General features: G+C 64.9%; 13 protein-coding genes. 4 read left to right on the top strand and 9 right to left on the bottom strand.

Features of this window, described 5'->3' with window-relative positions:
• Window positions 1-260 precede the first annotated feature (260 nt).
• Window positions 261-458, top strand: a complete 198-nt coding sequence (locus OHA21_RS00260; RefSeq protein WP_328468868.1) for a hypothetical protein — start codon at window positions 261-263, stop codon at window positions 456-458.
• Between the two features lie 600 nt (window positions 459-1,058).
• Here OHA21_RS00260 and OHA21_RS00255 read toward each other — a convergent pair.
• Window positions 1,059-1,784 carry a hypothetical protein gene (locus OHA21_RS00255; RefSeq protein WP_328468866.1) on the bottom strand — a complete coding sequence of 242 codons (726 nt, stop codon included), beginning with the start codon at window positions 1,782-1,784 and terminating at the stop codon, window positions 1,059-1,061.
• Window positions 1,785-2,109: 325 nt separating this feature from the next.
• Between OHA21_RS00255 and OHA21_RS00250 the strand changes: the two genes are divergently transcribed.
• Window positions 2,110-2,274 (top strand): hypothetical protein, encoded by a 165-nt coding sequence (locus OHA21_RS00250; protein WP_328468864.1) that lies wholly within the window; start codon window positions 2,110-2,112, stop codon window positions 2,272-2,274.
• Window positions 2,275-2,356: 82 nt separating this feature from the next.
• Here OHA21_RS00250 and OHA21_RS00245 read toward each other — a convergent pair whose 3' ends face one another.
• The 3 genes from OHA21_RS00245 to OHA21_RS00235 all read right to left on the bottom strand — a co-directional run bounded on the left by OHA21_RS00245 (window position 2,357) and on the right by OHA21_RS00235 (window position 6,377).
• Window positions 2,357-3,238 carry an IS3 family transposase gene (locus OHA21_RS00245; RefSeq protein WP_328463989.1) on the bottom strand — a complete coding sequence of 294 codons (882 nt, stop codon included), beginning with the start codon at window positions 3,236-3,238 and terminating at the stop codon, window positions 2,357-2,359.
• Between the two features lie 2 nt (window positions 3,239-3,240).
• Window positions 3,241-3,540 carry a transposase gene (locus OHA21_RS00240; protein ID WP_328463991.1) on the bottom strand — a complete coding sequence of 100 codons (300 nt, stop codon included), beginning with the start codon at window positions 3,538-3,540 and terminating at the stop codon, window positions 3,241-3,243.
• A 212-nt stretch (window positions 3,541-3,752) separates the two neighbouring features.
• Window positions 3,753-6,377 (bottom strand): hypothetical protein, encoded by a 2,625-nt coding sequence (locus tag OHA21_RS00235; protein ID WP_328468862.1) that lies wholly within the window; start codon window positions 6,375-6,377, stop codon window positions 3,753-3,755.
• A 989-nt stretch (window positions 6,378-7,366) separates the two neighbouring features.
• Between OHA21_RS00235 and OHA21_RS00230 the strand changes: the two genes are divergently transcribed.
• Window positions 7,367-11,530, top strand: a complete 4,164-nt coding sequence (locus OHA21_RS00230; protein ID WP_328468860.1) for a hypothetical protein — start codon at window positions 7,367-7,369, stop codon at window positions 11,528-11,530.
• A 579-nt stretch (window positions 11,531-12,109) separates the two neighbouring features.
• On the opposite strand, the gene OHA21_RS00225 is transcribed toward OHA21_RS00230, so the two are convergent.
• A complete protein-coding gene (locus OHA21_RS00225) occupies window positions 12,110-13,201 on the bottom strand; it encodes a hypothetical protein (protein WP_328468858.1) in 1,092 nt (363 codons plus the stop codon).
• A gap of 175 nt (window positions 13,202-13,376) precedes the next feature.
• Between OHA21_RS00225 and OHA21_RS00220 the strand changes: the two genes are divergently transcribed.
• Window positions 13,377-14,144 (top strand): DUF4839 domain-containing protein, encoded by a 768-nt coding sequence (locus OHA21_RS00220; protein ID WP_328468856.1) that lies wholly within the window; start codon window positions 13,377-13,379, stop codon window positions 14,142-14,144.
• A 284-nt stretch (window positions 14,145-14,428) separates the two neighbouring features.
• Here the strand turns inward: OHA21_RS00220 and OHA21_RS00215 are convergent, their stop codons facing one another.
• The 4 genes from OHA21_RS00215 to OHA21_RS00200 form a co-directional block, all read right to left on the bottom strand.
• Window positions 14,429-15,442 carry a hypothetical protein gene (locus OHA21_RS00215; RefSeq protein WP_328468854.1) on the bottom strand — a complete coding sequence of 338 codons (1,014 nt, stop codon included), beginning with the start codon at window positions 15,440-15,442 and terminating at the stop codon, window positions 14,429-14,431.
• Window positions 15,443-15,518: 76 nt separating this feature from the next.
• Window positions 15,519-15,845 carry a hypothetical protein gene (locus OHA21_RS00210; RefSeq protein WP_328468852.1) on the bottom strand — a complete coding sequence of 109 codons (327 nt, stop codon included), beginning with the start codon at window positions 15,843-15,845 and terminating at the stop codon, window positions 15,519-15,521.
• 83 nt (window positions 15,846-15,928) lie between these two features.
• The gene (locus OHA21_RS00205) at window positions 15,929-16,900 is read right to left on the bottom strand and encodes a DUF4192 domain-containing protein (RefSeq protein ID WP_328468850.1); all 972 of its coding nucleotides are present in this window, start codon (window positions 16,898-16,900) and stop codon (window positions 15,929-15,931) included.
• A gap of 159 nt (window positions 16,901-17,059) precedes the next feature.
• A complete protein-coding gene (locus OHA21_RS00200; protein ID WP_328468848.1) occupies window positions 17,060-18,286 on the bottom strand; it encodes a MarR family transcriptional regulator in 1,227 nt (408 codons plus the stop codon).
• Between the last annotated feature and the right edge of the window lie 80 nt (window positions 18,287-18,366).

Genomic DNA, 18,366 nt, shown 5'->3' with positions numbered 1-18,366 from the left:
CGCGGCAACTGGGCGACGCCGGACGGCTGGATGATCACACCTTGATGGCGTAGACCGGCCGCGCCGACCAGGTCGACGCCGCCATTCCGCATCTGCCGGACCTACCGTCGCGCGGCGGTAGCCGGACTGCCCGACCGCGCGTTATCGGCGGCATGTGAGTGCGTGGCCTGCGGTTGTCGCGGGGACGTAGCAAAATCGCCCGGAGCGAATGAGCGCCTGACACCTTCGAGGGGAGGATGCGTGCCCGAGGAACGTCCCTGGTGGCACAACGAACCGTGCTGTGGTTGATGGCCATGTCCTCGATGGGCATCTTCATCTCACGCCTGCTCGACGATCCGTACGACAGCTTCGGCGGCCCGCTGCTCCACTTCATCGTGCTTGGCGGCTCCGGCGCCCTGTTCGCAACGACGGTCGTAATGCTGGTGGTGCAGCGCAACACCCGTGCTGGCACGGGATAGATCGTCAGTCATCTCGCACACCCGGATCTGCGGCTGACTTGGACAACGTACGCAGCCGACTGACATGGCCGGCAGCCACGCAGACCATCGCCAGCGTCAACAGCCAGGCGCTGACATTGGAGGGTTCCCGAACCGCGAAGATTAGGCAGCTCAGCCCGACAGCCACAGACGCCGCCAGGAGAATCTGCGTACCTCTTTTGCCCACTGGTAGAGGCTCTCACAACGCACTCATCTCGGCATGACAATGAGACCAGGCAGGGATCTGAGAAACTCGCGAAGGCCGAGATTTCGGAAAGCGCTGACGGGCTGCGCGGGCGGCGGCGATGACGTTTGAGCGATGCCCGATAGCGCCGGTGCTCGGTCCGGCGGTCAGCAGGATGAGCAGGAACCGCCGGGGCGTAGCAGCGCTCGCCACGTATCGATGGCGGGGCTGATGCCGAGGTGTCGCGGCTGTCGGATGATGTCGCCGTGTGCCCTGCCACCCCACTATCGCGATTGACCGATACGGCACGCCGCACCCTCTCACCTGCCCAAAGCTACTAATAGCTGTATGACGTCGCTGGGCCGACACGGGCGATAGAGGTCCGGGCAGCTCGAAGGCTAGTGAGACGACCCTGAGTCGCCATTTGCCGGTTCGGTGAAGCCTCGCCACAGCGCATCGGCGCCCGTGGCAGCTATACCGGGGGTGCCGCTGGTCGGGTCAGTCAGCCACGGCCGGTCTCTAGCGTCCAGGTCCGATAAGTATCTCAACGCCTGTCCTTCGAGCCACGCGGTCAGCGTCATGGCGACGTCGCTCCACCGAAGGCCGGCTACGGGTCGTACCTTTTCGCGTTGTCCGAGCGCGGTGTAGAGATCACCAAGAAGGTTGTCGAACGCCTGATAGACCGCCTTTAGCTCCTTAGCCATGTCGGGACTTGCCGCGTAGGCGTGGGTCAGGAACCAATGACGTGTCGGCGCCTCCGAGCGAGTCATGTTGGTGAAGTCGGCCTCGGCCAGTCGGCGGCGGATCGTTGCGGGGTCCTCCGCTGACTGCGAGATTTCCTCGACAGCGACCGCCAAGTCTCCGATGAGCTTGTCGGAGTTCGTGTACGCGGCAGAGAGTGCCTTGAGATAACCGATCTTGCCGCCGAATGTGGTTCCGACGGCGCCGGTGGTCAGGGCGTGCGGCTCGTCAGGTCGGGCGACTTCTGGCACCGCCAGAAGAACGTCGGAGATCGCGACAGGCAGCGACGGTCGTTCCGCGGCTGACGTGTAGTAGCTGTCTAGGACAGCGAAGCCAGCGCGGAGCAGCAGGTCTCGCGTGACTTCTGGACGTCGTTTCGCCATCTGGCACCTTCCGCGCTTGACGATCAATCATTGATTGACTCACTATCGACCATAACGAAGAGTGGTACTGAAGTCACGATCAGGTATGAAACAGTCCTCGGCTTCGATGAAGCCAAGCAAGTCGGGAACCCCACAGCGCATCCCGCGAGGAGCTCACATGTCCCGTCGCCGCAGCCAGGATCGTCAGTCCCCCGATGAGCTACCGGCCCCGATGGACCGCAAAATGAAGGCCAGCGGCGGTACCGGCGACGACTCAGCCCGAACTCCCACGATGCGACCGTCCGCGAGGCGGAGCACGGCAGGCCGAACGGGATCCGAGGTAGCAGTGAAAGTCCTCGTCAGCGGCGGCACCTTTGCCACGGCAATCGCCGGCATATTGGGCGCGGCCGGCCTCTGGGGGTACGGCGATCGGGTGGTGCTTTACGCGCTTGTCACCTTAAGCGTTCTGGCTGCGCTAACGCTCGTCACCTCCGCATTGGCAATCCCCTGAAACCGTAGAGACTTTGATCTTGTGGTTTTTGGATCTTGATAGGTGGGGAAGCGGCGGCGTAGCCGCCTCCGTCTCCAGATCCTCAAGCCGCCTGTTCGGCGCGGACCCGGGCCTCGTAGACCACCGGCGGCAGCCGGCCCGCGGTCGAGTGCCGCCGCTCGTGGTTGTACTCGTCGATGAAGGCGGCGACCGCGGTCCGGGCCTGGGCCCGGGTGCCGTAGCGGCCGGCGTCGGCCAGCAGTTCGAACTCGAGGGTCGAGTTGAACGACTCGGCGACCGCGTTGTCCAGCCCGGAGCCGGTGCGGCCCATCGACTGGCGCACCTTCGCCCGATCGCACGCCGCGCGGAACAGGTTGCCGGTGTATTCCCCGCCTTGGTCGGAGTGGAAGATCACCCCGGCCACGTCACCACCGCGGACCGCGATCGCGACCTGCAACGCGGCGATCGCGAGGGCGGCGTCGTGGTGGGCGCCCATGGCGAAGCCGACCGCCCGGCGCGAGTGCAGATCCAGCACGGCTGCGAGGTAGAACTTGCCCTCATCGCAGGGGATCTCGGTGAGATCGCCGACCCACGCCACGTTCGGCTCGGGCGGCGGCGTGAAGTCGCGGTGGAGCAGGTCCGGTGCCTTGCGCGCGGACTTGTCCGGCTGGGTGAGGTTCCGGCGGCGGCGTTTCGGGCGGGCGACCAGATGCTGCTCGGCCATGATCTGCGCGATGGTGTTCACGCTGACCTTCCAGCCCATCGCCCGTAGATCATCGGTGATCCGCGGGGACCCGTAGCGCCCTTTGTGCCGGTGGAACAGCGTGACGACCAGCGTGGTCAACGCCTGCCGGCGGGCCCGGCGCAGCGACGTGTCGCCGGGCAGCCATTTGTACAGCCAGGCCGGTGACACACCGAGTGCCCGGCACGAGACCGCGTACGGGATGCCGTGCTGTGCCCTCTGGGCGGCGATGAACCCGGCCATGGCTACCGGCCCATCGAGTCCTCGACCCAGAGGGCCAGACTGCGCTTGAGCACGTCACACCGCATCCGCAGCTCGGCGTTCTCCCGGCGCAGCCGGGCCAGCTCGGCCTTCTCGTCCTCACCAAGCCCGTCGTCGGCGCCGTCCTGGCGGCGCCGCCGGTCTATGTTCACCCAGTTCGCCAGGGTGCCGTCCTTGATCCCCAGATCCCGGGCCACCTGCGCGATCGGCTTACCGGTCTCCCGGACCAGCCGCACCGCACCATCTCGGAAGTCTTGCTCGAACCTTCGTCGTGTCTCTGCCATCGCCAGTCACCAATCCCTTAAGGCGATGTCTCCACGTTACGAGGGGAAGCTCACATACGTTGTCCGCAGCCGATAGTTGCTGCGGGGCGGCACCTTACAGCCGCATCGTCCGGCGCACCATGCCGACGTCTCAACACCTCGTTCAGGCTTTCGTATGCATTGGTCATGCAGCATCCTGTCATTAGCGGTGGTCGCGCACTCACATCGGCAAATCAATGCGTTCGAACGAGCACCTCGATCCCGCTGCCGGGCGTGCCCGACCAGTCGAGGGATGTTCCGATCTTCAAATGGGCCACGGGTTGTCCGGTGGGCTGCTCGTAGTCGCGTACGGCTAGGGCGACATCGTGTAGATCGTGCACGGGTTCTCCTGTGCGCTCGTCTGAGAAAGGCTTGCGCACGAGTCGGGCAGCGCTCGCCAGGTCGCACACGAGGCAAAAACTCTCGACTCCATCGACGTCGAGGTAAAGGCCTTCCTCCTCGGAATCTAGGGCCAGCCGGGCTGCGAGCCGGTAGTCGTTGACGACGACAACCAAGGAACCGGGCGTGTCGCGCCGGCTCTCGATCTCTTCCACGTCGGCCGAGGTTCGGTCGAGACCCTCGATGAGGGTCTTCACGATGTAGGCATTCTCGCTGTCGAGCAGTCCGGCGGCCAGCGAGCGGCCCAGTTCGGCCGGCTCGGCGCTGATCCGGTCGTTCGTCACGAAGTAGCCGCGTGGCACCAGGCTGTTGAAGATCAATTTTGTCCCGTCGACGGTGACGTCGCCCGAGGGGTCGGCGAGCAGGAAGTCGGAGAGCCGGTAGGGGGCTGACGTCAGCGCTTCGCCGAACCCTGCGGCGAATTGCTTGACGCGGTCCTCTTCGAGCGGCGCCTGGCGCAGAGCGGTGTCGTCGATGTTCCTGCGACGCTCGACGAGCGCGCTCAGGGAAGCCCGGAGTCGTTCTTGCCCGCCGGCGGCCGACAGGTCCAACTGCTCGGACAGTTCGTCGGCGAGTTGGAAGGCGTCCAGTAGCACTGCGGCTCGGTCGCCATCCTCGGGAGTCGGATCTTGCTCGGGCACCGCCATGCCGGCCCGCGAGCCGACCGCGACGGCAGCGGCGCCGAGAAACTGGGAGAACTCCGAGAAACGGAACCGCCACGGGAGCCCTCGCTCGGCTTCCCAGCGCTCCCAGGGAACGTCGATCTCCGACGAGGTGACGGTCCGTTCGTACGCGGCCCAAAGGTCCTCGCCGGTGAAAGCCTTCAGCAGCTCGCGGCTGACTGCCTTCATCTCCGCCGGCTGCCGATCGTGTCGCCACCGGAAGAAGGCCCAGGCCAACGCAGCGAGCGGCGCGGCTGTGCGCGCTTCTCGGCCCTCGCGCGAGAGCCGCCGTGTCAACGCGGGATATCGGAAGTGCGCAAGGACGCGCTCGACAAGCGGGGCGTTGCCGGCATCGACGCAGACTTTGAGCATGTCCGCGACCGCTCCCGCGGCGACGATCTCGACCGACCGCCGCAGCGCGAAGTCATCCTCGGTCAGCGTTGCCAGCCGCAGGTCGAGAAGGTTCTGCAAAGACACGAGCAGATACTCCGAGGACCCGGCGGGCGCCGCGGTCACCTGCCGCAGGTAGGCGGGGTACAGGCCGAGAAACTCCTGCATTGCGCCGATGTCGTGCGCATCGAAAGCGACATTACACAGGGCATAGGCGTTGTCGGAGATCAGCACCACACCGACATCGCCGAGCTTGTCGACTGCGACCGCCGAGACCTCGCGAAGACTGCGATGGATGGCACGCCAATATGGGCCGTAGGTGCCGAACGGGAAGTCGTCCGGGCGACCACCGCCGATCTCCATGATGCGCCTGAACAGGTCGCCGTAGACGCGCAGGCCCCGTTCGAGCGCCCCGGACGTGCCCGCGTGAGCAGAAACCAGAAGACTGTCCTTAAGACCGGCGAGTTCGTCGTCAACGGTCGTGTCCGGCGCCCAGCTCACGCATCGTCGCAGCCGCTGATCAAATCTGCCCACGACGTCTGGCTCGAGTTCCTCGTCGACGACGAGATGGAACAACGCCTCTCCCGGCTGTACGACATCATTCACCCCATGACGGATCAGCAAGATAGCCGGCTCCGGCGCGGCTGCAGCCGGCGTACCGGCCGCGCCCGCCCGGAACTGCTCACCGCTGACGGCGCGCAGCAGATCCACGCTCACCCGCCGTAGCTCGGCCGCATCAAAGTCACGAACCCGTCGAGTGTCCGTCACGGTTACAAGCTGCAAAGTCCTCCGTCCGGACGGGACGGCCCGGGAGCGCCTGACAGGACCCGCCTGGGGAAAGAACTGGGCGAGCAGTCGATTGACGTCCGACGCCGTACGCTGGTCGCGGACCTCGTCATCCAGCCTCCGCAATAGCAGCTGCATCGCCTTGTCCAGGGCTCGGCGGTCATCAAGGAACAGCCGCGCCGCCCGCAGATACGACAGGCCCATCACGCCCAACGTGCCGACGAAGCAGAACGCGAAACACAACAGCGCGCCACCGTCGCTCTGCAACCACGTGGCCACGACGCCGAGCACGACGCTGCTCGAGGCGGAGACGGCCACCATGAGGTTGAAGTGGGTACCGCGGTAGAGCACCTCCCGGCTGCTTCGCACTGCGACCGGCGTATTGGTGGCGAGCTGGATGATCAGGGCGAGCCCGGCGAAACCGATGGCGGCTAGGGAGGCCTGCACCTGCCACGCAAGGCCGATCGCGTCACCAACGTCCTGCGGGCGCCATTCCGGCAGGAAGGTGGGCTGCCGAAAGTGCAGAACGGCGGCGATGGCGAGCAAGAGCAGGTAGCCCAGGCCGACGGCCTCGGGCGTCATCACCCGCTCTCGAAACGGAACTCGGCGGCGGGTGGGCGGCTCGATCTCGTCTCGAAGCCATTGGGAGGCTGGCACCAGACGAGTAAACCGCATGGTCAAGTCTCATTGGTTGCTCCTGCGGGGGTTGTTCGCCTGACCTGCCCGCGTTGTCGCCGAACTCGCGCAGGGCTCGACGGCCAACCGGAACCGACGCCCAGGTCGACCGACCGCGGAGTGCCGCGCCGGCTGCCTTCGGCTGCCCCACGGACGCACGCCCCGAGCCATAGAGCGTTTCGCATTCCGCTGGGTCCGCGGCCGTTGCCTCGACCGCGGACCTTCGCGACTAGGGTTAGGTCGTGCCGTGCCGACTGAGCGCCATTGCGATCATGGGCCAGCGCTGGTCACAATCGTTCAGCGCCGCGGCCGCGGCCGCGGCCGCCGGCGCCGGCGCACACGACGCGCGACAAGCGAGATAGCCATGACGAAGCCCACGAGAGCGGTGCAGAAGCGTAGCGCCGTCGTGATTTCAGGCAGGCCTCGCCAAATTTCTTCGGCAATCGAAACCAACGTCGATATCACCGCGATTCCTCCTTGGGGATTTGGAGAGCAACGGGTTCCAGGGTGGGTGTCCGGGCACGTGTCCCGCGATCTTTCGGGACAGATCCCGGACAGTCAGCCCAGTTGGTTGTCGCTGATCCCTGCAGCAGCGCGCGATCATGTCGGCTAACAGCAGCCGCGACACCGAGGCGGGACTACCAGGACCGGTAGCGCGATTCGCTGCGGAGCTACGGCAGATGCAGGCCGGATGCGGTAGTCCATCAGTGCGCAGGTTGGTTCGACTCACTGCGGACGCAGGCCAGCCCTATCCGAGGTCAACAATCGGGGCCGCTCTTGCGGGCACATCGATGCCAAAGTGGGAACTAGTCGCGACGCTTGTGCAAGTTTGCCATCGCTATGCCGGCCGAAACCTCGAGCCCGACCTCGCCAAGTGGCGAGCGAGTTACTTCCAGATGCTGCAGGAAGTGGGACAGCAACGCACAGGCGTCCGTCGTGCGGCCAAAGCATCGGCAGAATTGGCAGCCATTTCCGAATCGGTCACCAACGCGAAAGTCTTGGAGCAAGGAGGCGAGGCCAGAGCGCAGCGTGTCGTGCAAGCGTGGCTTGAGCAAGTTGTGGCCATGTACGGCCAGCGGCCGACGTGGGTACGGATTCTTGCTGGACCGCCAAACATAACTCGGGATATCCTACGCACGGTGGGCGTCCAGCCGGTGACAGTCGTCGTTGGTGAGACGGGCTCCGGGAAGACATGCTGGATGCGCGAACAAACCACGCAACTGGCGAAAGATGCAATCCGCGCCCTTGGCTCGGGAGAACGGCTCATAATTCCGATACCAGTCCATGCGGGTGACCTCGCCATGAGGCTGGAATACCGTGACCTGACCGTGCTCGTCGCGCCGTCTCCCGGGTTACACGAGCATGATGCGTCTCTGCTCACAATTGAGGAGTGCATCGACAAAACCAGTGCGACTTTGTCCCCTGCTGATCGCCATTTCCTCGTGCAGCATCTCCTGTCGGCGCTCCATTCAACTGAGGTTGATTTCGTAGTTGCGATCGATGCGCTGGATGAAGCAGGGGAGCGAAATACGCGACGTCATCTCCTGCCAGTAATCGACGCTTTCCGCGCCAGGGCTAATACTAGACTATTAATTACCGCGCGGCATGAATCCCGATATGAATCGCTTCTTCGCGGGCTATCCGAGCACGGTGGCTCGGACGACCACATTCGTAGTATCCCGCCGCTAGGACCCGACGAGCTGGAGACGCTCGGCCAGGCGTGGCTTGGTTCCGTGGCCGGGCCAAAATGGGTTGACTTAGTACGTCGCGCACCGACAATCCATTCGAGTATTAGGGAGCGGTCCAAATCGGGCACTAGCGCTCTGGCCGCATCCATTCCACCGTCGATCATGTTCAATCCATTGTTGTCCAGCTTTGCGTTCGCAGTGGCAAGGGAGCTACACACCGAGACAAGGAGTGAAAGCCACGAGCTTCCGTCTGTCGATGCTCTGTACCACGAAGTCCTGCGGCGGCTCCTGCGACACGAATGGAAGGACGAACTGCTAGTAGAGCAAGAGCTGGTGCTGGATACGCGTCTAGATATCCTCGCGGAGATCGCCTTTTTCCTTACATCCGCACATGACAGTCGGTCGGCAACGGCAGGTGCGGTGCGCGATCAATTGCGGCGAAGCTACCTGGCGCGGGACGTGTCCCGTGTGGAGGAGCTAGACGCTGAAATTGTCGCGTGCTCGACGGTGCTGCACGGCGTCGACGCGAAGGCATCGCGGAACGTGCGCTGGAGCCATCCGTCATTGGGAACCTGGCTTGTCGCGCATCACCTGTTTCGGTCGTTCCCGTGCGAGCAGGCAATTGCATGGCTAAGGGACCGCTGGTGGCACGACTCTACTTGGCAAGATGTGACCGTCTTCTATGCGGGACGTGTTAGCGATTCGTCGGCGCTTTTTGAGGCACTCGAAGTCGACGGGCAAGAGGATCCACTCGCCGTTATTGATCAGCTCGCAGTCCGCTGCGCTAGCTACTTACAGTCGCCTGCGCGGTCGAAGCCCGCAATGCGCCGCCTACTTGCGATAGCTTCGGCCGGATGGATAGAGGCGTTCGGGCTTCGCAACTCGGTACTTGACACTATCGCACGCTCCGGCGGCGACGTGTTCCCTGAGCAGTACCGCGCGACCATGCTCTCCGACCAGTTTCAGTTTAGAGAGGCAATGGTCGAGCAGAATCCCGTTGCTCAGGAGTTGCTGCAGAATTTCCTATTGTCCCGGAAGCATGGAGCGCTAGGAAACGATAGCCACGTACTCCTTGAGGGCATCGAAGAGCACTTATGCCACGTCGATAACCTGACGCTTGACCGCGCTGCTCGCACGTTGACAGAGATAGACTACGAGGATCTTGCCGACCTTCGAGTCGTCGAAACACTTCCGCCGGCATACCGGCTGTCAAATGCCATCGCCTTGGAACTAAGGCGACGCGGTGGAGCCGGACTCTCATGGCCCGCGCGAACATTTTATCTACCCTATCACGTCGAGGCGCTTCTCAGCGTTGGCGACGCCGACAACGCGTACGCCGTTATGATCGAGCAACCGTTCGACGATTCCCAAGAGATCCATCCGCATTTCGACGAGTACGCATGGGATCCGGAGTTGTCGCGGCGCCTGACAGCCCTTGCATCTGAACGGCGCCACCCGCTGGTCCTGCGCGTGGTTGCTGGTGTTGCGGCCGCGCTTCGAAATCGGCAAGGCGCGGACGTTTCTCTGCTTGAGGGCCTACTCACCGAATTAACGCGAGGATTCGAGCAGCTATGGGAGTCTGATCTAGCGGCTTTGAGACCTCTAATGCTGAGATCAGAAGACGGCATCGAAATCGTGTCCGGCCTGATCTTTCTGACGCCCGATGCGCAGCACTTTCCCACCGAGGACAATATCGGCGGCGAGTTCCACGAAGACTTCCTAGCCAGTGTCTGGGATGACAACCTGGTAACGCCTCAAGTGCGTAGCGACCTGGTGCGCATCCTGGCCCGAATCGAAAACGACAATGGTGGGACAGAGATATTCCAAGAACTGTTGCTGATCCGAGATCTTTTGCTCGACGGACTACCAGTCTCTGATCTAGATGAGGAAGGCGACGAAGGTGAGCTCTCGGAGCCGCTTCTGCGGTTCTTTCCCTTTGTCGCCGGAGCCGAGGCATGGGAAGCGTTCGTGTTAGGATATATGTACTATCAGGGCAAGGTTCACTCGGACTGTATCGTGGCGCTTATAGAAATTTGCCTCGCGGTCGCAGTGGATGCGCGACGTAACACGATCATCCGGCTAGTTGAGCGACTGATTCGAAATCCACTCTTCCCGCTTCAGTTTAAGGCTCTATGCGTCATGTCCGAGATCGGTGACCGGGATCTTGCGATTGGCATCTCGCGAGATGTGATGCGGCACAGACTGTTCGCGGATGACGACTCGGCGGTGCCTGGTAGTTCGCAGTTGTTCAGTACCCTGGCTTCCAACCATCAATCAATGATGCGAAGTTACAGATTCACCGGATCTGAAAGACGGTGGGATTACTGGTGGAACTGGGACGTAGTCGGAGGCAGGCTCCTAGAAGAGGCAGTGAAGGATTGGACATCGACAGAATGGCACGATGCCTACCTGACGGATGCCCGCCAGGAACCGTGGTTTATTAGAGAGCTGTTTGGGGACAGGCTCGGACAAATCCTTTCCGGTGCGGAGCTCGCCGATTTGCTCTCCGAACATCCTCCGAGAAGGCTCCTAGATCGGAGGCTCCTCGCGCTCGTCGACCTGGAGCCGGCTGCAGCGAAGCCGTGGATAGAGACTCTCTTGAAGGCGCACTTGAAAAAGTGCCAAGGCTGGCCGTACTGCGTTGTTGATGATGACTGGCCGCCGATGCTTCCGGAAGGAGTGCTGGCATGTCTTTCTCCGAGTGGCCGAAAGCGAGTAGTGCAGCATGTCCACGACTATTCGACCGACGCGATGCTGGGGGATGAACGGGCTCTACAGCGCTTGATCAAGTGCTATGGTCATCTACGCAATGGTAATGTCGGAACCCGACATCTATATCACCACCGAATTGAAGTCGCGGTCCGGGAAGGATGGGCACGTGCCGCAGCGAAGGATCCATTGGCAATGGAAACACTCGCACGTGAGGCGATCACGACCGGAGACTCCGGCCTATTGTGGGAGTGGAGCCATCTCGTCCCGGCCCAGGCAAAGGCGGAGTTGGAGGCCGCGCTAGCTGCGAACGAAACCGTCTGGACTGAAGCACTCTCTTTGACTCTGCTTCGCCTAGGCTCTTTGGCTGGATGGCGCCGAGTCGTTGAGGATTACATAATGGAACGGCGACATGGTTCAAGCCTTCGGAGCATTTGGCACTGGAGTTCGATGGATCAACGTGAGGGCTTAGGGCCGTTTTTTGTTGAGTTGGTCCGGGTCGCGGTCCAAACTGACGACGGAGAACGCGCCGCTCCGAGCATATACGAGGCATGGGAGAAGGTTGGCCAGGAGCTAACGCTTGAAGAGGCGATTGCCATACGGCGCATGCTTGGAGCCGCAGTTGATCGGCTACGCACCGCGTTCATCAGCCGACCGAGCTAGGAACCGACGACCTTGCCCGTGACGTTGACCCTCGCCGCAGACTTGAGGTGGAGCTGTTCGTACACGAGCCCGGCGGAGCCGGCTGCAGGAAACGAACCTTCGTGCGAACAAAGGTGATTGCGTAATAGGCGTGAGCGCAACGTGCACAGCATTCTACGGGGGCACTCTCGCCTGGCTAATCGAGCGCACTCAACTCGGCAAATCGGTGCACACGAACTTTACTGGTGAGTGGCGGAGGGCCATTCTCGGAGCTGGCGAATAGCGGCCGTGCTGTCCGATGCTCGGCTGCGCCCCGAGCCAACCCTTCGTCAAGCCTTGGACGCGTTGGAGCGAGGCTCCGGCAACCTTGGCGGAGCCCTACACCGCCGCCGATCAGGCGGACGGTGATGAGCCGCCTGCTGCCGCACACGAACATCTACAGGCCGGAGAAGGTCACCGCGGACAGCGGTACCCCGATGACCACAGTCTGGATCCCGGCGTGGCTCATGCCCGGGGACCGTTTGCGGGCCAGCAGGCCCAGCGACATGTCGTCACGGACCGGCCGGGCACCGCGACAGCACTCGGCCGGGTGGTCGCCGCTCAGTCCGGGAATGGAAACCGGCTGCGAAGGCCGGTGAGCAGGTCGTGTGCCTGACCGTCGCAGGTCGCCTCCGCGTGGCTGAACGCGTCGACGATCGCCTCCAGCGGATCGTCGTTCACTGCGGCGAAGATTGCCGGAACGGCAAACGACGGCCGGTGCATGGCCCCTGGCGACGCATCGAACGGCACCGGACCGGATCCGTTGAACCCGGTCCACAGCAGCGGGAACACCGCTTCCGGGGAAGTGAACGGTTCCGGTAGCGGCTCACCGCGGTCCATGGCGGTCAGCGCCGGACGGATCCAGCCGATGTCGTCCATCCCGGCGATTTCGAAAGCTCGGCGGGCCAGCCACCGGGCCGCGGCCCGCTGCACCGTGGGATCCCATCCGTCGAAGACGTCCAGCAGGTCCCGATGATCCCGGGCCACACCCAGCACGTTCCCGCGCAGCTGCCGCAGCCGATCCGACGGCGGCCGGTCACCCCACGCCCAAGCGTCGTACCAGTCTTCCTGACCGCCGTCGCCCCAATCGTCCTGATCGTCGTCGCCGTTCTCACCGGTGTCGCCGGTGTGCTCGGCCGCCGGTGGTGTTTCCCGGGCGACACCGTGCCAGTACGCGGCGATGGCGCTGGTCTGCCGCACGATCGTCTCCGTCGCCTCCTCGTCGGGCCACAGCTGCAGCAGATACCGGTCCACGGTCGGCTCCTCGGACATGACGGTGTCAGCGTCCCGGGCGGCGTCCATCCCGGCGGCGCAGTACCGCGCGCGCAGCGGGCCGGTGTCGGGTAGCCGGATTTCGAACGAGTCCTGGAACGACTGGACGCACATGTCCACCGACGGCGGGCTGAACGGCACGTCGACGATCTCCTCCCAGCCGGGGCCGGGTTCCGGTGCCGTGGCGTGCCACTCGATACGCAGCGGCACCCGCCCGGTGTGCAACCCGGTGATCATCGACAGGACGCCGGGGGTCCCGGCGCCAGCGAGCCCGTTCTGCTGACCCGCCCACGTGTCACCCAGGTCCGGGGACTCGTCACCGCAGGTCAGGAACATGAACCCGTAGTGCACCGGCACGTCAGCGTCGAACAACACGATCATGACCTAATCGTGCCGGACCGTGCCCGGCCGCGCACAGGCGTCACCTGCACCGGCCTTAATGCCCGGCGCTCATCGGGGGCCGACCACATGGCGGTCACCGACGATTACTTGTTGATCATCGTTCATATACTCCGAGTCCTGTTGATCGACGGTTCTTCTGGGGGCGGGGCAGCAAATGACCGACGAGGTCAAGTACGAGGTCGAGACGGTGAAGACGCTGCGGGGCACCGAGAGGAGCGCGATCTCCCGGAGGGAGCAGGACGGCTGGGAACTCGTCTCACAGGACACAGGCACGCTCCTGACCACTCTCACATTCCGGCGGCCGAAGAAGCCGGTTCCGCGCCTGCTGATCGTGGCCGGCGCGGGTGTAGCCGTGGTCCTGGTCGCGGCCATCGCGATAGGCGCGGCGCTCGAGGACCCGGACAACAACACCGCTGTCGAAGCGGGCCCGGCAGCGACAGGTGCGGCCAACGGTACGACCGCGGCTTCGCAGAGCCCGTCTCCGGCGCAGGCCGAGCCGTCCGAAGCGGTACCGGTGACCTCCAGGGCGCCGGCGGCCACGGTACTCACGACGAAGAACAGCCCTGATCTCGCGAAGCTGCTGAAAGCGGACCCGTGCGGGATTGAGAACGTGGACTTCGCCGCCGAGTACGCCGGCCGGACGATCTCGTTCAACGGCTCGATCCGGGACAAGGCGAGCTTTAGCGACGACACGACCCGCTTCGACCTCCTGATCGGCCCGGGGAACAAGGGTCCGAAGACCACGATCGGACCGAACCTCAAGTACGAGGATGTCAACGTCCGCGACTTGAACCTGACCGGCGACCCGATCCCGAGCGCCGTCGGCGAAGGCGATAGGTTTCGATTCGTTGCCACTGTCGGCGAGTTCAACGTGGTGCAGTGTGTTTTCCGCCTGCAGCCGGTATCCACCCAGCTCCGGTAGCCGCGCCCCGGACAGGGTCCGGGCGGCGGGCGCCACCACGGGTGGTCGCGCGCGTCGTTCGGGGCCTGCTCACCGCACGTTCTGCGACCTGCCACGCCACTGCGGAGTTGGCCCGGGCCAGCGAGGCCTCACCGCTCCGCGGGAATCCTTGCGACCTTGTGCGACCGGTACATAAAGCCGGCCAGAATCAATGGCGTGTCCAGTTGGTCACCGGCGAAGCCGGCGGCAGTCGTAGCGGTTGGTCTAACGACGCGAATCCACTATCAGATGAAAATGTCAACGTTTTATTCGACCGAAATGTGCACGTGGTTCGTGTGCCAGCCGGAGGCGTCGTCCCCGCCCCAGGGGTTGTTGTAGGCGTGCCAGCCGCGGCCGTCGTCGGTCCAGATCATGCGGAACCAGATGACGTAGCGGATGCCGAGTGCGCCGGCGTTGGTGACCGCCCAGGCCGCCATCGCGTCCCCCATCTCCTTCTGGCCTCCGGTGGCTTCGCCGCCAGCGGTCATCATCCAGTCGCAGGCCTGACCCTTCGGGTGTTCGCCGTGGTCATCGACACGGAAGCAGCGGGGGTCCGGGAAGCCGGCGGCGGTGGCTTGTTGGACGAGATGCAGCGTGCGGGGAGTCAGGCAGCCCGCGCCGGTGGTCGGATCGGGCACGATGCTGCAGTTCTCGTGCGGCCATGAGCCGTCGGGGTTACGTGGGGCCGGCACCGCGATTGCGCTGGCTCCGTCCCAGCAGTCGAGCACGGCGTCGCCGCTCTCAAGCTCAACCAGGCGGAGCGCTTCGTCGGTCCACTTCGCGTACGCGTCCGGGTATGCCGAGACTTGGACGGCCTGCGCGGCTCGGGTCAGAGGCATGGCCTCCCAGCCTGGAATGGCCAGCAGCTTCTCGTAGAACTTGCCGGCTTGGTAGGCCGGTTGAGCCAGTTGTTCCGGAGTGCCCCAGCCCTGGCTGGGGCGCTGCTGGAACACGCCGATCGAGTCGCGGTCGTTGCGCTCGCCGAGATGGGGCAAGTTCCGTAAGCCGGATTCCTGCATGGCGACGGCCAGGGCGATGGTCCAACCCCAACGCGGTACGCCTTTGATCCGGCCGACCTCGATGATGGTCTCGGCGATGGAGAGCTGTTCGGTGTCCCAGCTTGCGGCGCCGGACGGTTGCTGGGTGGAGCTCGCGGCCGGCCGGCCGGTGACAGCACACTGGCCGGGGTCGGTACCTATGACGGTCGAGAGCAGCACCATGGGCAGGCCGAGACAGACGATGATGACAAGCCCGACGGCGCCGATGGCGACCTTGATCATGACGGCCTCCCAGCTCGCTCGTGAAACACAGAAAGGGCGTGGGCCGCCCGTTCGGACGGCCCACGTTGTGGTTGATTCAGCGGGGGTTGGTGCCGAGCACGTGGTTGGTGAGTCGGAGCAGGTGCTCGATGGTCACGTGGGTGTCGTACAGGTCACGGGTGTCGATCTGCGCGGCGTGCTGCCAGTCCCAGGCGCTGTTGGCCAGGTGGGTGACAGCCCAGAGATCGCCGTTCTTGTCGAGGAACAGGGCGCAGCCCCACTGCTCAGCGAGCAGGGTTGTGGGCTGGGTGGCGCAGGTAATGGTGCAAGCGCAGTCGGGATCGTCGTAGCTGGTGCGCTGCAATTGGTGGTGCGCTATGCAGCGGCAGTCGCAGGAGCGCTGCCACGGCGGCAGGTTGGTCATGGAAGTCCTCCCAGGCGATGAGGGTGTCCGCGAGTAGGGCGCGGGCTGATGAAGGGAGACGGGATCCCTGTTGGAGGACGGCGTCACTCGTGCAGCAGGCGGTGGACGACCGCCGGGTCTATGCCGCAGGCGATGGCGTCAACGACCGTCTGGATCAGCGAGTCATTGGGGTCGGCTTCTCGGGCTCGCTCGATGGCGAGGCGGGCGAGTACGCCGCTGCCGCGTTGCAGGGCGGCGAGTGACAGCAGGGTGGCTGGGGCTGCGGTGCGATCGGGGTCGGCTCGACGGGTCAGGTCTGTCCAGAGGTCGATGTCGACGTCGTTGCCGTGGACCTGTTCCAGCACGTCGTCGCGGAGGGAGGCGACGGTCAGCAGGGTGAGCAGGAGGGCTGCGCGGTCGTCGGGAAGCCGATCATGCTGTCGATAGGTGCTGAGCGCTTCGTGGAGGAGGTCGTCGAGGAGGCTACGAAGCCTCGATCGGACCACTCCGGTGGTGCCAGCGGCGAGCTCGTCGAGGTGCTGTCGCGCTGCGGCAAGCGCGCTGTTCATGGCGTCGCGTTCGGCTCCGGTGATCGGGCCGAGCCTCGTGGCGAGCGTGTCGATGTCTTGGGCTGCGGTCAGCCCGAGGTAGGTGGCGCGGGCGGCCGCCGCGGTGGTGCTCGGGTCGAACGGGATGCCGCTGCTCTGGTGTTCCGGGCTGCCACAGGCGAGATGCCAGAGCCGGTCGTCGTGGACGCGCAAGGCGACCGGGACGGTGACACCGAGGATGGTGAACGCGTCGGTGGTGTGGGTGACGGCGATGGTGACCGTTTCGTGGTCGCCGTAGCCGATGAGCAGGACGCGCTCCGGCCCGTGTGCCGCGATGCGGACGGCGACCGCGGTGCCGTCTTCGCTGGGGTCCGAGTACGGCAGCGGTGTGGCGGCGGCGAAGAGGACTGAGGTGCCGCGCAGCGCGAGGATGGCGAGTTGGTTCCGGGGGTGGTAGCCGAGGAGGTAGGGCACGATGGCGGCCAGGTCGGCGGGGTGGTTCAGGTCGAGGCGTTCGGGGTGATTCATGGTTGTCCCTCGATGTGGTGGCCTGGGGAACATCGCGCACATGTCTGCCCGGTCGTGCCCGGGTACGCGGTGTTCCCCAGGCACGGGGTGGATGGGATGACTTCGGCGGTTGTGGTGTCCGCCGTGGATGAGCGGGGTGGCGCTCGGGCGGGACTTCGGTCAGGTCTGCTCGACGTCGCCGGCGGTCTGGGCGACGCTGCCGTCTTGGCCCGCGTCGTGCGGTTCGGCGCCGTCGGTCGCGGTGCTGGCTTCCGGTGCCGGGAAGACGAACGTCAGCGGGCTCTCGGAGACCAGCAGGATGCGGCCGGCGGCTCCGAGCTTGGTGCAGTTGTTGCGGACTGCGCCGGAGCTGACAGTGCGGCCGAGTTGGGTGCCGATCACGGTGGCGATGTCCTGCGGGGTCAGCGGCTTGCCCGGGTTGGCTTCCAGGACGGCCAAGGTGAGCCGCTCCAGGTCGCCGCGGCCGAGCGGTTGGCTGCCGTCGGAGTTGGCGGGTCCGTCGTTGGGGCGGGTCACGGTGTCCGGCGTGCGGGACGTGGGCAGGGGTGTGCCCTTGGGGAGAGCCACGGTGTGGACTTGGCCGTCCGGGCCGACCAGGAGCAGGTTGCCGTCCGGGTGGACGAGCGTTTGGATCGTCGCGATGACGTTCGGCATGGTGGTGGCACCGCGGATGATCTGGGTGCACAGCGGGCAGCGCGGCGGCTTGGGATCCGGGTCGACCTCGCTGGCCTTCGTCGGTCCGGTGATCCATCGTCCGCTGGCCCCCGGTAGGCGGCGGGCGGCGTCGGCCTGCTCCATCGCGGCGAGCAGCCGGCTGGTGGTCGGGTGGCTGATCCCGCTCTCCGCCACGATCTGGTCGAGGGTCGCGCCCTCGTCACCGAACTCCGCGAGGACGCCCTTGATGGCCATCACCTTGCGGTCCGCGGGACGTGTCTGCCGGACGGCGCCGACTGTCTCGTTCCGCACGGCGGCCTGGGGTTGTTGTCCGTGATCGGTGTGGTCGGTAGTGGTGTCCTCCTCCGTAGCGTCGGCCGGGTGGTCGTTGGGCTCGGCTTGGCCGATGTCCGCGGAGTTGGGCTCGTCGCCGGTGCCGTCGATTTCGGTTTCGTCCGGGCCGGCGATCGGTTCGTCGGTGAAGTCGGACGGGCTCAGCTGGTCGGCGGTGGCTTCGCTGAGTGCCCACCGGGTCGGTGTGCCGTCGTCCGAGTCGGCTTCGGGGTCGACGGCGACGATCAGACCCGCGTCGGCCAGGGTCTTGATTGCCCGGTCGGTGGTCGACCGGGCTTTGCCGGACTTCTCGGCCAGTTCGTGGGCGTTGGCCTGTTCGAGTTCGGCGACAGCTCGCAGTACGGCTTGGGTTGCGGGTGATAGGGATTGGATTTCCACAGGTTCCTCCTCGGGAACAGGGGTTGGACCCGGCGCGGAGTGCGCCGGGCGGTGATGCTCCTGTCTCGGCCAGCGGCGGA

The sequence above is a fragment of the Actinoplanes sp. NBC_00393 genome, from assembly GCF_036053395.1.
Classification (GTDB): domain Bacteria; phylum Actinomycetota; class Actinomycetes; order Mycobacteriales; family Micromonosporaceae; genus Actinoplanes.
The sequence above is the reverse complement of the archived record's forward strand: the minus strand, read 5'-3'. Positions and strand labels throughout refer to the sequence as shown.

What these genes read in the sequence shown, in the direction of transcription:
- OHA21_RS00245 (WP_328463989.1), bottom strand. Translation starts at nt 3,238, where the DNA reads ATGGCCGGGTTCATCGCCGCCCAGAGGGCACAGCACGGCATCCCGTAC.
- OHA21_RS00215 (WP_328468854.1), bottom strand. Translation starts at nt 15,442, where the DNA reads ATGATCAAGGTCGCCATCGGCGCCGTCGGGCTTGTCATCATCGTCTGT.
- OHA21_RS00235 (WP_328468862.1), bottom strand. Translation starts at nt 6,377, where the DNA reads ATGACGCCCGAGGCCGTCGGCCTGGGCTACCTGCTCTTGCTCGCCATC.
- OHA21_RS00225 (WP_328468858.1), bottom strand. Translation starts at nt 13,201, where the DNA reads ATGATCGTGTTGTTCGACGCTGACGTGCCGGTGCACTACGGGTTCATG.
- OHA21_RS00230 (WP_328468860.1), top strand. Translation starts at nt 7,367, where the DNA reads ATGCTGCAGGAAGTGGGACAGCAACGCACAGGCGTCCGTCGTGCGGCC.
- OHA21_RS00255 (WP_328468866.1), bottom strand. Translation starts at nt 1,784, where the DNA reads ATGGCGAAACGACGTCCAGAAGTCACGCGAGACCTGCTGCTCCGCGCT.
- OHA21_RS00220 (WP_328468856.1), top strand. Translation starts at nt 13,377, where the DNA reads ATGACCGACGAGGTCAAGTACGAGGTCGAGACGGTGAAGACGCTGCGG.
- OHA21_RS00205 (WP_328468850.1), bottom strand. Translation starts at nt 16,900, where the DNA reads ATGAATCACCCCGAACGCCTCGACCTGAACCACCCCGCCGACCTGGCC.
- OHA21_RS00240 (WP_328463991.1), bottom strand. Translation starts at nt 3,540, where the DNA reads ATGGCAGAGACACGACGAAGGTTCGAGCAAGACTTCCGAGATGGTGCG.
- OHA21_RS00210 (WP_328468852.1), bottom strand. Translation starts at nt 15,845, where the DNA reads ATGACCAACCTGCCGCCGTGGCAGCGCTCCTGCGACTGCCGCTGCATA.